This is a genomic window from Mesorhizobium sp. B2-4-12 (assembly GCF_006441575.1).
Taxonomy (GTDB): domain Bacteria; phylum Pseudomonadota; class Alphaproteobacteria; order Rhizobiales; family Rhizobiaceae; genus Mesorhizobium.
On sequence record NZ_VFVC01000011.1, the window covers coordinates 40367 to 54660 of the forward strand.

Genomic DNA, 14294 nt, shown 5'->3' on the forward strand with positions numbered 1-14294 from the left:
GCTGACAACTATGAACAGGACGATGGCGCCGCCCCTCATCCGCCTGCCGGCACCTTCTCCCCGTATAGTGACGGGGAGAAGGGGACTGCCGCGAATTTCGCCGCTGTTTCTGCAACGCTGGCGATTGGCGAAACCATCAGCAACAGCCTCTTTCTCCCCGTCTCTATACGGGGAGAAATGCCCGGCAGGGCGATGAGGGGCGGCGCCATGCTCTCCAGAAAATTTCTTCGCCGCGCCGCCATAACCGCTGGTGCCTGCGCCGGCTTCCTGGCTCTTTCCTTCGCAGCCCTTTGGGAGCTCGACCGCGCCTTCCCGCCCCCGCTTCCCAAGAAACTCGCCGTCTCCACCGAGGTCCAGGACCGCGATGGCCAGTTATTGCGCGCCTTCGCCACGCCGGACGGCTACTGGCGGCTCGAAACCCATCTCGATCAGGTCGACAAGCAGTTCGTCGATATGCTGGTCACCTATGAGGACAAGCGTTTCTGGGATCATGACGGCGTCGACGTGTTGGCGCTTGGCCGCGCCGCCGGCCAGCTCGTCACCAGCGGCCACATCGTTTCCGGGGGCTCGACCCTGTCGATGCAGCTTGCGCGCCTGATCGAGCCGCGCGAAAGCCGCAGCATCGGTTCCAAGATCAAGCAGATGCTGCGCGCCATCCAGATCGAGCGGCGGCTGTCCAAGCGCGAGATCCTCGAACGCTACCTGACGCTGGCGCCCTATGGCGGCAACCTCGAAGGCGTGCGCGCCGCCTCGCTCGCCTATTTCGGCAAGGAGCCGAAGCGGCTCACCGTCTCTGAAGCCGCGCTGCTCGTCGCCTTGCCCCAATTACCGGAAAAGCGCCGGCCTGACCGCAACCTCGAAATCGCCCATGCCGCCCGCGACCGAGTGCTGAGCCGCATGGTCTCATCCGGCCTGATCGGCGAGCGCGAGGCGGGACGCGCAGCACTCGACGATGTGTCGGGCCTGCGCCGCACCTTGCCGGCGCTGGCGGCACATGCCTCCTATGCGATGCTGCCGAAAGCCGTGCCCGGACAGCCGCTCAAGCTGATGATCCGCAAAAGCGTCCAGCAAGGATTGGAACAGGTGGCGCGCGACGCCGCCGCCAAGCTTGGGCCGCGTCTCTCCGTCGCCATGGTGCTGGCCGACTCCCGCACCGGCGACATTCTGGGCGAAGTCGGCTCGGCTAACTTCTTCGACGCCAGCCGTTCCGGCTGGATCGACATGACCAAGGTCGTGCGCTCGCCCGGCTCGACGCTGAAGCCGTTCATCTACGGCCTCGCCTTCGAACAGGGGCTGGTGGCGCAGGAAACGCTGATCGAGGACAGCCCTGTCGATTTCGGCGGCTATAGGCCGAAGAATTTCGACATGGGCTACCAGGGTGACGTCAGCATCCGCCAGGCGCTGCAACTGTCGCTCAATGTGCCGGCGATCCGCGTGCTCGACGCCGTCGGCCCGGCGCGGTTGACCGCGCGCTTCCGCCAGGCGGGCATCAACCCGATCCTGCCGGTCAATGAGGCGCCGGGCCTGGCCATTGGCCTCGGCGGGGTTGGCGTCACGCTGCGCGATCTGGTCCAGCTCTATACGGGGCTCGCCAATGGCGGCAAGACGCACACGTTGCACGATGGCACCGAACCGGCCAATGCCGAAAGCTCGGCCACCACCATCCTCAACGACCAGGCCAACTGGCAGATCATCGACATATTGTCGGGGGTCAAGCCGCCGGAAGGCGCCTTGCAGCGCGGCATCGCCTATAAGACCGGAACCTCCTACGGTTACCGCGACGCCTGGTCGGTCGGCTTCGACGGCCGCTATGTGTTGGGCGTCTGGGTTGGCCGGCCCGACGCCGGCGCTGTGCCCGGCCTCTCCGGCTATGTCTCGGCCGCGCCCATCCTGTTCGAAGGCTTTGTCCGCTCCGGCCTTGCCACCGTGCCGCTGCCGGGCAAGCCGCCCGGCGCTTTCACCCCCAAGCGAGAGGACCTGCCGGTGACACTTGCCCGCTTCGGCGCCGGTTCGGACGGTCTCGTGCAGGCAACGCCGACCGAGCCGGCGCCGACCATCATCTTTCCGCCCAATGGCGCCCGTATCGATCTCGGCACCAGTTCGGCCGATGCCACGCCGCTGGTGCTCAAGCTGCAGGGCGGCCGCGCGCCGTTCCGCTGGCTGGCCAATGGCAAGCCGCTCACCGGCATCGACCGCCGCCGCACGGCGACCTGGCAACCGGACGGCGCTGGCTATTCGACGCTGACCGTGATCGACGCCGTGGGACGGGCGGCCAGCGTGAAGGTTTTCGTTGAATAAACGAGGCCAGGCGATTCAGCGCATTGATTTTTTGCAGATAGAGTTTGGAAGGTTATTGCCCATGCCGATCGCGAGGCTGGGTGACGGATATCGATCCTCACCGAGCATGGATGAGGAAAACATTTCGCGACACAGCCCGATGTCGTCGAAGATTTTCTCCAGAAGGGCAAAAAAGGCAACATTCATTGCATCTAATTTCTATCAACTTGGTAGATTTTAAGCAGTTCAATGGAGGCAGAAATGACCAAACCTCATTTCATGAAGCTGCTCGGCGCGCTGATCGCCACATCTGTCCAGTTCGGCACGCTCGGTTTCGCGTTTGCCGACACCACCATTCTCAACGTGTCCTACGATCCAACACGCGAGTTGTACAAAGCCTATGACGAGGCCTTCACCGCGCATTGGAAAGCCGAGACCGGCGAGACGGTGACCATCCAGCAGTCGCATGGCGGGTCGGCCGCACAGGCTCGCGCCGTCATCGATGGCCTCGACGCCGACGTCGTGACGCTGGCGCTCGAGGGCGACATCAACGCCATCGTCTCGAAGTCGAAGAAGATCAATCCCGACTGGCGCACGAAATTCGAGAACAATTCAGCGCCTTACACCTCGACCATCATCTTCCTCGTCCGCAAGGGCAATCCCAAAGCCATCCACGACTGGAACGATCTGGTGAAGGACGGCGTCCAGGTGATCACGCCCAACCCCAAGACCTCGGGTGGCGCACGCTGGAACTATCTGGCCGCCTGGGCCTACGCCAACGCTCACGACGGCGGCGACGAGGCCAGGAACAAGGAATTCGTCGGCAAGCTCTATGCCAATGCGCCGGTACTCGACACCGGTGCGCGCGGCTCGACCGTGACCTTCGCGCAAAAAGGCCTGGGCGATGTGCTGATTGCCTGGGAAAACGACGCCTACCTGGCGCTTGACGAATTCGGTGCCGACAATTTCGACATCGTCTATCCGCCGACCTCGATCCTGGCCGAACCGCCGGTGGCGATCGTCGATGCCAATGTCGATGCCAAGGGCACGCGCAAGGTCGCTGAAGCCTATCTGAGCTACCTCTATTCCAAGGAGGGGCAGACGATCATCGCCAAGAACCACTATCGGCCGGCCAAGCCCGAACTCGTAGCGCCGGCGGATCTCCCCAAGACCCCGGATATCAAGCTGATCTCCATCGACGACCCGCTGTTCGGCGGCTGGAAAAAAGCCCAGCCTTACCATTTCGCCGACGGTGGTATATTCGACCAGATCTACAAGCCGGCCCAGTAAGAATAGACCAGGACAACATGACCACAGCACCCGCGCAGGCGGGGTGGCGGTTCAGACAGCCTAGCGTCATTCCGGGTTTCGGATTGACGCTCGGCTTCTCGCTTGCCTACCTCACCCTCATCATCCTGATCCCCTTGTCGGGGCTGATCTGGCGTTCGGCCGCCCTCGGCTGGACCGATTTCTGGGCGATCGCCATCGATCGCCGCACCACCAATGCGCTGGAAATCAGTTTCGGCACCGCCTTCATCGCGGCTGCCGTCAATGTGATCTTCGGCACGCTCGTCGCCTGGGTCCTGGTGCGCTACCGCTTTCCCGGCCGCCGCATTGTCGACGCCATGGTCGACCTGCCCTTCGCGCTGCCGACGGCGGTGGCCGGCATCGCGCTGACCACACTCTATGCACCGAACGGCTGGATCGGCAAATTGCTGATGCCGCTCGGCATCAAGGTCGCCTACACGCCATCAGGCATCGTCATCGCGCTGGTCTTCATCGGCCTGCCCTTCGTCGTGCGCACTGTGCAGCCGATCATGGAGGAAATCGACAAGGAGGTAGAGGAAGCCGCCGCCACGCTTGGCGCGAACCGGTTTCAGATCATCACCCGTGTGCTGTTTCCAGGCCTTGCGCCAGCCATTATCACCGGCTTTTCGCTCGCCTTCGCGCGCGGTGTCGGAGAATACGGCTCGGTCATCTTCATCGCCGGCAACTTGCCCTACAAATCCGAGATCGCGCCGCTTCTGATCGTCATCCGGCTTGAGGAGTACAACTACCCCGCCGCCACCGCGATCGCGGCGATCATGTTGTTGCTGTCTTTCATCATGCTTCTGGTCGTCAATCTCGTGCAGACATGGAGCCGCAAGCGCTATGGCTGATCCCGAGATCAAATCCTACGAGCTGTATCATGAAAGCCGCTCGGCGGCGGTCACCGAAAGCCGCCCGGCGCAAGCCGTGCTCATGGTCGTCACCTTCGCCTTTCTGGGCATTTTCCTGCTGTTGCCGCTGATCATCGTCTTCCATGAAGCGCTCGCCAAAGGCGTCGGCGCCTACACGCAATCGCTCGGCGACGCCGATACGCGCTCGGCGATCCGGCTGACGCTGCTGGTGGCGGCGATCTCGGTGCCGCTCAACATTGTCTTCGGCATCTCCGCGGCCTGGGCGATCGCCAAGTTCGAGTTCAAGGGCAAGGCCTTCCTGACCACGCTGATCGACCTGCCCTTCTCGGTCTCGCCGGTCATATCGGGACTGGTCTACGTGCTTCTGTTCGGCGCCCAGGGGCTGCTTGGCGCCTGGTTGAAGGCCAACGGCATCGTCATCCTGTTCGCCGTGCCGGGCATCGTGCTCGCCACCATCTTCGTCACCTTCCCCTTTGTCGCCCGCGAACTGATCCCGCTGATGCAGGAACAGGGCAATGGCGATGAGGAAGCAGCGCTCTCCCTCGGCGCCAATGGCTGGCAGACCTTCTGGTATGTGACGCTGCCAAACGTCAAATGGGGCCTGCTCTACGGCGTGCTGTTGTGCAACGCCCGCGCCATGGGCGAGTTCGGCGCGGTCTCGGTGGTTTCGGGCCATATCAGGGGCCTGACCAACACCATGCCGCTGCATGTCGAAATCCTCTACAATGAATACAATGCCGTCGGCGCCTTTGCCGTCGCCTCGCTGCTGGCCGGCCTCGCGCTTATCACGCTGGTGTTGAAAACACTGCTCGAGATGCGCTACGGCGCCGAACTCGCCGCGACCCGCGGGCACTAGCAATGCATGTCGCCCAAAACTGGCTACTGGTTTCGGGATGACGGCATGCATCCACTACAAAGGGACTGTTGATGGAAGTTCGCGTTGCCAATGTTCGCAAGGAGTTCGAGCGGTTTCCGGCGCTCCACGACGTGTCGCTCGACATCAAGTCCGGCGAGCTGATCGCGTTGCTCGGGCCATCCGGCTCCGGCAAGACGACGCTGCTGCGGCTGATCGCCGGGCTGGAACGGCCGACGCGCGGAAAGATCTTCTTCGGCGACGAGGATGCTTCGCAGAAATCGATCCAGGAGCGCAATGTCGGCTTCGTCTTCCAGCACTACGCGCTGTTCCGGCACATGACGGTGGCCGACAATATCGGTTTCGGCCTCAAGGTCCGGCACGGGCCGACGCGCCCGCCGGCGGCGGAAATCCGCCGCCGTGCCTCCGAGCTTCTCGATCTCGTCCAGCTTTCGGGATTGGAGAAACGCTATCCGGCGCAGCTCTCCGGCGGCCAGCGCCAGCGGGTCGCGTTGGCGCGCGCCATGGCGATCGAACCCAAGGTGCTGCTGCTCGACGAGCCGTTCGGTGCACTCGATGCGCAGGTGCGCCGCGAACTTCGCCGCTGGCTGCGTGAAATCCACGACCGCACCGGCCACACCACCGTCTTCGTCACCCATGACCAGGAAGAGGCGCTGGAGCTTGCCGATCGCGTGGTGGTGATGAGCCAGGGCCGCATCGAGCAGGTCGGCACCGCCGACGACATCTACGACACCCCAAACTCTCCCTTCGTCTACGGCTTCATCGGTGAATCGAGCTCGCTTCCGGTCAAGGTCGAGAATGGCGAGATCTGGCTCGCCGACCGTCCGATCGGGCTATCGGCGCCGCATGCGCCCTTGGGCGGTGCGATGCTGTACTTCCGTCCGCATGATGTCGAACTGCTCGACGGCTGCAGCGGCTGCATCGCCGGCACCGTCGCCGCCAGCCGCCGCGTCGCCGGCACCCGGCGGGTGGAACTCGAGATCGGCGGCGAGCGCCAGCGCGTCGAGATAGAGTTACCCGTCGACCACCCGGCGGCGCAGAAAAGCCGGGTTGCTTTCAGGCCGGGACGCTGGAAGCTGTTTCCGAAAGTCATAAACGTGACGGCCTGAATGAGCGTCAAGCCAGCCAGTTTTCAACCTTCAGCCCGCTGATCCGGGTGAATTCTCCAGTGTTGGCCGTTACCAGCGTGATACCAAGAGCGCAGGCATGGGCAGCAATGAAGAGATCATTGTGGCCAATTGGTTGGCCGAGGCCTTCCAATTCGGCGCGTATGGAGCCGTAGTCGGCGTCCACCGGCACATCGAGCGGCAAGACGGGAATCTCAGCCAACAGTTCCTCAACTTTCTTGAGCAGTTTTGCCGATCCCTTTCGGGCACAGCCATACCGCAATTCCGAGGCGACCACGATGCTGGTGCACACTGCGGAGTCCCCCACACGCAACACGGTACTCGCGGCTTTGCCAGCCGGGTTTCGGATCATGTCGCTGATGATGTTCGTGTCCAGCATGAACCGCATCAAAGAATGTCCTCGGGTTTGACAGGCGCGTCGTCGAATTCAGGGAAATCGTCCTCGGGACCGAGCGGTAGCTCGTTCGCCCACTGGGCAAGCAGCGCGGTGAGACCCGGCCTGCGAACCGGCTCGATGACCAGACGGTCGCCTTCCCGACTGATCAGGACCCTGTCGCCCGGAAGCTCGAACTCGACGGGAATGCGCACTGCCTGGCTTCGATTGTTGCGGAACAGCTTCGCCTCTTTGGGCGTCGTCGTTGACTGGCGGTGCTGGGGCATTGTTGGCTCCTTTGCATATGCCAAATGTATATGCATAAAAAAGCAAATACAATGCGCGAGACCGCCCGACCGGCTGGTTGGAACGAAATACCAATCAGACGCTGTTTCGCCCACGTCTTTTCTCACGGCCGGGGCGCAGAGCCTCCCCGCATGCCTCGTCGGGCGCTCCACACCCCGGCTATGGTGTGAGCCCATACACGCATTGCATCCGGAGCCTGTTTTCATGAAGCGATTTTTCCTCGGCATCGCAGCTTTTGCGGGTCTCGTCCTCGCATCCTCCCAAGCCTGGTCGGCCGACAAGCTGCTCAACGCCTCCTATGACGTCGGCCGCGAACTGTTCGTTCAGGTCAACAAGGCCTTCATCGAGAAGCATCCAGGCGTGACAATCGACCAGTCGCATGCCGGCACCTCGGCCCAGGCGCGCGCCATCGCCGAAGGCCTTGCCGCCGATGTCGTCACCTTCAACCAGGTCACCGACGTCGATTTCCTGGTCAAGAAGGGCCTCGTCTCCGCCGACTGGCAGAAGGATTTTCCCGACAACGCCTCGCCTTTCTATTCGCTGCCCTCTTTCCTGGTGCGCGCCGGCAATCCCAAACACATCAAGGACTGGAACGATCTGGTGCGCGACGACGTGCAGGTGATCTTCCCCAACCCGAAAACCTCCGGCAATGCGCGCTACACCTATCTGGCGGCGACCGCCTACGCCAAGGAAGCCTTCAAGGGCGACGACGCCAAGGTGAAGGAGTTCATCACCAGGCTGTTCAACAACGTGCCGATCTTCGACACCGGCGGGCGCGCCGCGACCACCACCTTCGTGCAGCGCGAGATCGGCGACGTGCTGATCACGTTCGAGTCCGAGACACGCGGCATCCGCAAGGAATATGGCAACGACAAATTCGAGCAGGTCACGCCCTCGGTCAGCCTGCTGGCCGAATTCCCGGTGGCGATCGTCGACAAGGTCGCCGACGAGCACGGCACGCGTGATCTGGCCAAGACCTATCTCGACTTCCTTTACACGCCAGAGGGCCAGGACATAGCCGCCGAAAATGGCCTGAGGGCCCGCGACCCCGCCGTCGCCGCCAAGTACAAGGCCGATTTCCCCGATGTTCGGCTGCTGACGGTGGAAGATGTTTTCGGCGGTTGGGGCAATATCCAGAAGGAGCATTTCGCCGCCGGCGGCCTGCTCGACCAGGCCTATGGCAGCCGCTGAGAGCTGCAGCACTGCGACGCGGAGAGAGCCGGCACTTTGCCGGCTTTTTCGTTTATGGGCCGGCAGCCGGTTCCGGCCGGGATTCTGCCGGCGCAATGCAAAACGTTACAAAGAATCAACGCGTTTGTGCCTAACGTGCCATCCGGCGACTTGTTGTCGCGAAACGGCAGCGCGCGGGAAAAGCGTCATCATTTACACACAAACAGCCGCCAGATGCGGGTAGTTGGGGTTTTTAGCGGGTTGACTTGGGCATGCTGACGAAAAAGGGCAAATACGGCCTCAAGGCCCTCGTGCATCTTTCCAGCCTTCCGGTTGGCCAATTGGCCTTCGTCAACGACATTGCCGTCGCCAACAACATCCCGAAGAAATTCCTCGACGCCATCCTGGGCGAATTGCGCAATGCCGGCTTCGTCCAAAGCCGCAAGGGCAAGGAAGGCGGCTATCGCCTCGCCCGCCCCGCCTCCGAGATCAAGATCGGCCACGTCGTACGCGTGCTCGACGGGCCGCTGGCGCCGATCCCTTGCGCCAGCCGCACGCAATATCAGCGCTGCGAGGATTGCGACGAGGCCACCTGTCAGGTCCGGCACATGATGCTGGAAGTGCGCCAGGCAATCGCCGAGGTGCTGGACAATCGCAGCCTCGCCGCCATGCGCGATGCCGACAATGATGATTTTCCGGTCGAGTTGACATCCCAGATCTAGAGCCGGTGGATGAGGCTGCCGAGGTTTACGAAATCCCGAAAAGCCGCCCGCAAGCAGCCATCGGCTGCCAGCCTTCGCACTGAAATCATCGCCGACATCTTTGTCCCGGAATATGCCGAGGATGTGCGTTTCTTCAGCCGCAAGCTGGTTCATCCCGGCAGGCTGCGCCGCTTTTCCAACCGGGATTTTCGCGAAGGCCTGCTTGCCGTCTTCTATCTGGCGGTCGCGGCGGTGCTGCCGGTGCGCTGGTGGGCGCCGATCTGCGACCGGGCGTCCCGGCTTCGCCAGAAGCGCCATATGCGCAAGGACTTTTCCGGCTATGCCGGCGCCGTGCGCGCAGTGCTTGGTGACGGCATCGACGCGCGCAAGCTGTTCGAGGCCTTGCTCGCCGCCCACCATCGCCGCCGCTTGCAGCTTGCCGCACATCTGGCTGCCAGACGCTGGTCACCTGTGATCCGGCTGGAGGGGCTCGACGGACTGCAGGCCGCCCTGCGGCGCGGCCACGGCGCCATCCTCTGGTGTGATCAGTTCACCGCCCAGACCATCATCGGCAAGCGCGCCTTGCATGAGGCCGGCATCGAAGCGCATCAGGTGAGCGTCAACACGCATGGCGTGTCGGAAACGCCTTTCGGCCTGCGCTTCCTCAACCCGGCGATGGTCCGTGTCGAAAACCGGTTCCTGAAAAGCCGGATCGTCTTCGATCGCCATGACGCCTATCAGGTCACGATCCGCATCCAGAAGATCCTGAGGCAGAACGGCGTTGTGCTGATGACCAACACCATCCATGCCGGCTCGACCTTTACCGAGGCCGCCATGGGAGAGAGCGGCTGGACGCACCTGGCCTCGGCACCGGCGAATTTCGCCGCCAGAAGCAAGACGCCGCTGTTTGCCATGTCGACTTTCGAGACGGTTCCCTTCCGCGACTACCGCGCCGTGATCAGCCCCGAACTGCTGCCGGCGACATCGGCGACAGACCCAGCCAGGGACGGAGCGAAGAACCTTGCCTTGCAGGCGCATTACATCCTGCTGAAGCGCGACTGTCTGCTGCAGGCTCTGAAACATTGCCCCGAGCAGATGATGTCCTGGTCCGGGCGCCAGCGGCTGACAGAGGCGGCTCCAAGCGTCGGGATCGGCGCCGAAGAAGCCTCATGACCGGCGTATCGAACGGACCGCGTCGGTGACGAGTTCGTCGACCGGGCGCGTCGCGTCGAGCGTCAATGCGCGTTCCTCCACCCCAGGCGGTTCGAGGATGGCGAACTGGCTGTCGACAAGGCTCGCCGGCATGAAATGGCCCTTGCGGTTGCCGACGCGCCGCCTGGCGGTGGCGGGATCGATCTCCAGATAGAGGAAGACGATGTCGGGGCAAAAGCGGCGCAGGCGAGCGCGATAACCCCACTTCAGCGCCGAGCAGGCGGCGACCACGCCTTGCCCCCTGCCAACCGACGCCGCGATGCGCTCGCCGATCGCATCGAGCCAGCCTTCGCGCAGCTGGTCGGTGAGCGGCTCGCCGCGTGCCATGCGGGCGACATTCTCAGGCGGGTGCAGTCCGTCGCCTTCGATGAAGGCCGCACCCAGCGCAGCGGCCAGCGCGGTGCCGACGGCCGACTTGCCGCAGCCCGCGACGCCCATCACCACGATGGCCGGAGGCGCCGAGCCGGGAGCGCCCGTCGGCGCCTGTGCTGCCTCTTCATCCACTGTCAGCGGCTTGCCGGCGCGCGGCCATAAAGCAAGAGCATGGCCACGATGACGACGCCATAGATGATCTGCCGTCCGGCTTCCGGCATCTGCATGACCGACAGGATGGATTGCAGCAGCGTGATCAGGATGACGCCGGCAACGGTGCCAAGATAGGAGCCGCGCCCGCCCAGGATCGAGGTGCCGCCCAGCACGACGGCGGCGATCGACGGCAGCAGGTAGGCGTCGCCCATCGATTGTGCCGCCTTGGACGCGTAGCCGGCCAGGAGCACGCCACCGAAGGCGGAGAGCCCGCCGGAGACGGCGAAGGCGATCATCACCACGCGCCGCGTATCGACGCCGGAGAGATAGGCCGCGCGCTCGCGGTTTCCGATGCCGTAGACGGTGCGGCCGAAGCCGGTGCGGGTCAGCACGAACACCATCGCCGCACCGATCAGCGCCCAGATGATGACCGCGTTGGGAACGCCGGGAATGGTAAAGCCTGTCGCAAGATATCGCATGGCGCCCGTGGCCGAGTCCTGTGGCGAGAAGCCGCCGGTATAGACGACCATCAGCCCTTGCGCGACGGCGTTGGTGGCGAGCGTGATGATCATCGAGGGGATGCGCAGATAGGCGACGCCGATGCCGTTGACGATGCCGATCAGCACGCCGCAGAAGATGCCGAACGGGATGGCCAGTGCCACGCTGGCCGGACCGTAGGCCGCGGCCGCGCAAGCCATCATCGCTCCCGCCGCCACCGACCATGGCACCGACAGGTCGATCTGGCCAAGCAGGATGACCAGCATCATGCCGGTCGCGATGACGCCCAGGAACGAGGCCACCTTGAGCTGCTGCAAAAGATATTCAGGCGACAGGAAACTGCGCGAATAGAGGCTGCCCAGCAACAGCAGCAGCACAATGCAGGCAAAGGCCGTCAGCACCGCCGGATCGGCGCGCCGGATGAATTTCGGCATGCGGCCGGCAATGCCGCCAAGCGTCGTTTCGCTCACAGGAACCACTCCAGCCGGTTGCGGACCCGAAACAGGGCGAAGGCGCCGAGGCTGACCGCGACCAGCAGGATAATGCCCTGGAACAAGGGCTGCCAGAGCGGATCGAAATCAAAGACGAACAACAAATCGCCGATCGTGCGGAAGGCAAGCGCGCCGAAAATGGCCCCGACGGCACTGCCCTTGCCGCCGAACAGCGAGACGCCGCCCAGCACCACGGCGGCGATCGAGAACAGCGTGTAGGCGTTGCCGCTGGCATAGGCCGCCTCGCCCGTATAGGTGAAGAAGGTGAGGAACAGCCCGCCGATCGACGCCAGCAGCCCGGCCAGCGTGTAGGCGGCGAACTTGCCGCGCCGGATCGGCACGCCGGACATATAGGCCGCAGTCTCCGACGACCCCGCCGCGTAGGCCGCGCGGCCAAGCACCGAGCGGCTGAACGGCCCCCAGATCACCAGCACGATGGCGAGGAGCACGACAAGGCTCGCCGGCACAACGCCGAACACGCGGCCCGTCAACGCATCGGCCAGGTCCTCATTGACCGAACCGCCCGGAAACGGCCGCAGCAGGAGGCCGATACCGTAGTAGATCGCCCCCGTGGCGATGGTGGCGACGATCGGTTGCAGCCTTCCGTAGATGACGATGGCGCCGTTGATCGCGCCGCACAGAAGGCCGACCGCCAGCACGGCAAGCACGCCAAGCGCCGTCTGGATCGGAGTGCCCACCACAAGCCAGGAAGCCAGGCAGTTGGTGAGGAGGAAAATCATGCCGACGGACAGGTCGATGCCGGCGGTGATCACCACCAGTGTCTGCGCCATGGCGACGAAGGCAAGCAGCACGCCCTTGTTTGCCGCCGTCTGTACCACATTGGGGGTCAAGCCGGCCGGATGGTTCGAGGTATAGATGACGAACATGGCAATAAAGATGCCGAGCGCCAGCAGCGTTCCACGTTGCTCGGCCAGCCAGTAGCGCCAATCCTTCACGCCTCCGCTCCCAGGCCCACCGGGCTCTCCTCGCCATGGATGTTGAGCGCGCTCGCTATCAGCGCCCGCTCGGTGATCTCGGCGCCGACCAGTTCGCGCTTGACCGCTCCGTCATAGAGCACCAGGACCCGGTCGCAGCAGCCGATCAGTTCGTCATAGTCTGTCGAATAGAACAGGATCGCCGCCCCGGCATCCGCCAGCTTGCGCATCAGCTGATAGATCTCCTGCTTGGTGCCGACATCGATGCCGCGCGTCGGATCGTTGAGCAGGATGATGCGCGGCTGGCGCATCAGCCATTTGGCGATGACCACCTTCTGCTGGTTGCCGCCCGACAGCGCGCCGACCGGAATGTCGAGACCGGCGGTCTTGATCGCCAGAAGGCCAACCAAATCGTCTATCAGCCGCTGTTCGGCGGCGCGGTCGATAATGCCGCCCTTCGACAGCCGGTCGAGCGAGGCGAAAGACAGGTTCTCGCGCACCGTCATCGGCAACATCAGGCCCTCGGTCTTACGGTCTTCGGGGATGAGCGCCATGCCGATGCCGTCCTCGCGCGCCGTGGCGGGACTGGTGATCGCAACGGGTTTGCCGTCGATCAGGATCTGACCGGACAGACCGCGCAGCACGCCAAAAAAAGCGAGCAGCAATTCACGCTGGCCCTGGCCGTCGAGGCCGCCAAGCCCAACCACCTCTCCTGCCCTGACGCTCAGCGAGATGTCGTCCAGCCGGTCCGTCCAACCGAGCTTGCGCGCCTCAAGCCTAGGGGCGGCACTGGCCGGAGCCGCCGGCAGTTTGGGCGGAAAAATGTGGCTGTATTCGCGGCCGATCATCAGCTCGACCACCTCGTTGTCGCTCTTCGAGCCGGCCTTGTAGCTGGCGACGTTACGGCCATTGCGGAACACCGTGCACTGGTCGGCGAGTTCGGCGATCTCGTTCATGCGATGCGAGATATAGAGCAGCGCCAGCCCTTCCGAGCGCAGCCGTTTCAGGACACCGAATATTTTCGAGACATCCCCGGCTGTCAGCGCCGAGGTCGCTTCGTCAAGGATCAGGATGCGCGGCTTCCTGGCCAGCGCCTTGGCAATCTCGACCATCTGCCGGCGTGACAGCGGCAGGTCCCTGACCAGCGCCAGCGGATGGATGTCGGCCGCGCCCGCGCGCGCCAGCGCGTCCTCGGCGATGCGGCGCTGGGCCTTGCGGTCGATCATGCCGAAGCGCTTGGGCGGATCGGAAATGACGATGTTGTCGGCGACGCTGAGTTCGGGGATCAGCGACAGTTCCTGAAAGATGCAGACGATGCCCGCTCTGTTCGCCGCACCTGGCGAAGCGAAGGTCACCTCGCGCCCGTCCAGCAGCATGCGGCCCTCGTCGGGGGCCACGACGCCGGCCACGACCTTGATCAGCGTCGACTTGCCGGCACCGTTTTCACCGAGGATGGCATGGATGCTGCCGGCCTCGACTGAAAGTTCGGCCTTTTCCAACGCGCGCACGCCGCCATAGCGCTTGGAAATACCTTCCATGCGAAAGAGAGGAGCCGCACCGTCCATCAACCCTCCAGGGCGATCATGGGATTGCAGGCTGGCGCCGAGGGGTGAGCCGCGGCGCCA

General features: G+C 63.8%; 14 protein-coding genes. 8 read left to right on the plus strand and 6 right to left on the minus strand.

What is annotated here, in order from left to right; all coding sequences use genetic code 11:
• Positions 1–207 precede the first annotated feature (207 nt).
• From pbpC to FJ934_RS09280, 5 genes are all read left to right on the plus strand, one after another.
• Complete coding sequence (gene pbpC, locus FJ934_RS09260; RefSeq protein WP_246671470.1) at positions 208–2298, plus strand: penicillin-binding protein 1C; 2091 nt, start codon at positions 208–210, stop codon at positions 2296–2298.
• Positions 2299–2538: 240 nt separating this feature from the next.
• Positions 2539–3567 (plus strand): sulfate ABC transporter substrate-binding protein, encoded by a 1029-nt coding sequence (locus tag FJ934_RS09265; RefSeq protein ID WP_140608971.1) that lies wholly within the window; start codon positions 2539–2541, stop codon positions 3565–3567.
• 17 nt (positions 3568–3584) lie between these two features.
• Complete coding sequence (cysT, locus tag FJ934_RS09270; protein ID WP_140608974.1) at positions 3585–4436, plus strand: sulfate ABC transporter permease subunit CysT; 852 nt, start codon at positions 3585–3587, stop codon at positions 4434–4436.
• The gene (gene cysW / locus FJ934_RS09275; RefSeq protein WP_140608976.1) at positions 4429–5313 is read left to right on the plus strand and encodes a sulfate ABC transporter permease subunit CysW; all 885 of its coding nucleotides are present in this window, start codon (positions 4429–4431) and stop codon (positions 5311–5313) included. Before cysT ends, cysW begins: the two co-directional genes overlap by 8 nt.
• Before the next feature lie 71 nt (positions 5314–5384).
• Positions 5385–6440: a sulfate/molybdate ABC transporter ATP-binding protein gene (locus tag FJ934_RS09280; protein ID WP_140608978.1), complete on the plus strand. Its 1056-nt coding sequence runs from the start codon at positions 5385–5387 to the stop codon at positions 6438–6440.
• A gap of 7 nt (positions 6441–6447) precedes the next feature.
• On the opposite strand, the gene FJ934_RS09285 is transcribed toward FJ934_RS09280, so the two are convergent.
• Together FJ934_RS09285 and FJ934_RS09290 are read right to left on the minus strand one after the other, a co-directional pair.
• On the minus strand, positions 6448–6849 hold the full coding sequence (locus FJ934_RS09285; protein WP_181165565.1) for a type II toxin-antitoxin system VapC family toxin: 402 nt from the start codon (positions 6847–6849) through the stop codon (positions 6448–6450).
• Entirely contained in the window at positions 6846–7118 is a 273-nt protein-coding gene (locus FJ934_RS09290; RefSeq protein WP_140608982.1) for an antitoxin, read from the minus strand. Before FJ934_RS09290 ends, FJ934_RS09285 begins: the two co-directional genes overlap by 4 nt.
• A gap of 223 nt (positions 7119–7341) precedes the next feature.
• Between FJ934_RS09290 and FJ934_RS09295 the strand changes: the two genes are divergently transcribed.
• From FJ934_RS09295 to FJ934_RS09305, 3 genes are all read left to right on the plus strand, one after another.
• A complete protein-coding gene (locus FJ934_RS09295; protein WP_140608984.1) occupies positions 7342–8328 on the plus strand; it encodes a sulfate ABC transporter substrate-binding protein in 987 nt (328 codons plus the stop codon).
• Positions 8329–8579: 251 nt separating this feature from the next.
• Positions 8580–9029 (plus strand): Rrf2 family transcriptional regulator, encoded by a 450-nt coding sequence (locus tag FJ934_RS09300; protein WP_023768256.1) that lies wholly within the window; start codon positions 8580–8582, stop codon positions 9027–9029.
• A 9-nt stretch (positions 9030–9038) separates the two neighbouring features.
• Entirely contained in the window at positions 9039–10181 is a 1143-nt protein-coding gene (locus FJ934_RS09305) for a hypothetical protein (RefSeq protein ID WP_140608986.1), read from the plus strand.
• On the opposite strand, the gene FJ934_RS09310 is transcribed toward FJ934_RS09305, so the two are convergent.
• The 4 genes from FJ934_RS09310 to FJ934_RS09325 are packed head-to-tail and all read right to left on the minus strand — an operon-like array spanning position 10176 to position 14234.
• Positions 10176–10724, minus strand: coding sequence for a gluconokinase (locus FJ934_RS09310; protein WP_140608988.1), 549 nt, complete (start codon positions 10722–10724; stop codon positions 10176–10178). The genes FJ934_RS09305 and FJ934_RS09310 overlap by 6 nt on opposite strands.
• 2 nt (positions 10725–10726) lie before the next feature.
• On the minus strand, positions 10727–11713 hold the full coding sequence (locus FJ934_RS09315; protein WP_140608990.1) for an ABC transporter permease: 987 nt from the start codon (positions 11711–11713) through the stop codon (positions 10727–10729).
• A complete protein-coding gene (locus FJ934_RS09320) occupies positions 11710–12690 on the minus strand; it encodes an ABC transporter permease (protein WP_140608992.1) in 981 nt (326 codons plus the stop codon). Before FJ934_RS09320 ends, FJ934_RS09315 begins: the two co-directional genes overlap by 4 nt.
• Positions 12687–14234 (minus strand): sugar ABC transporter ATP-binding protein, encoded by a 1548-nt coding sequence (locus tag FJ934_RS09325; protein WP_140608994.1) that lies wholly within the window; start codon positions 14232–14234, stop codon positions 12687–12689. Before FJ934_RS09325 ends, FJ934_RS09320 begins: the two co-directional genes overlap by 4 nt.
• Positions 14235–14294: the final 60 nt, after the last annotated feature.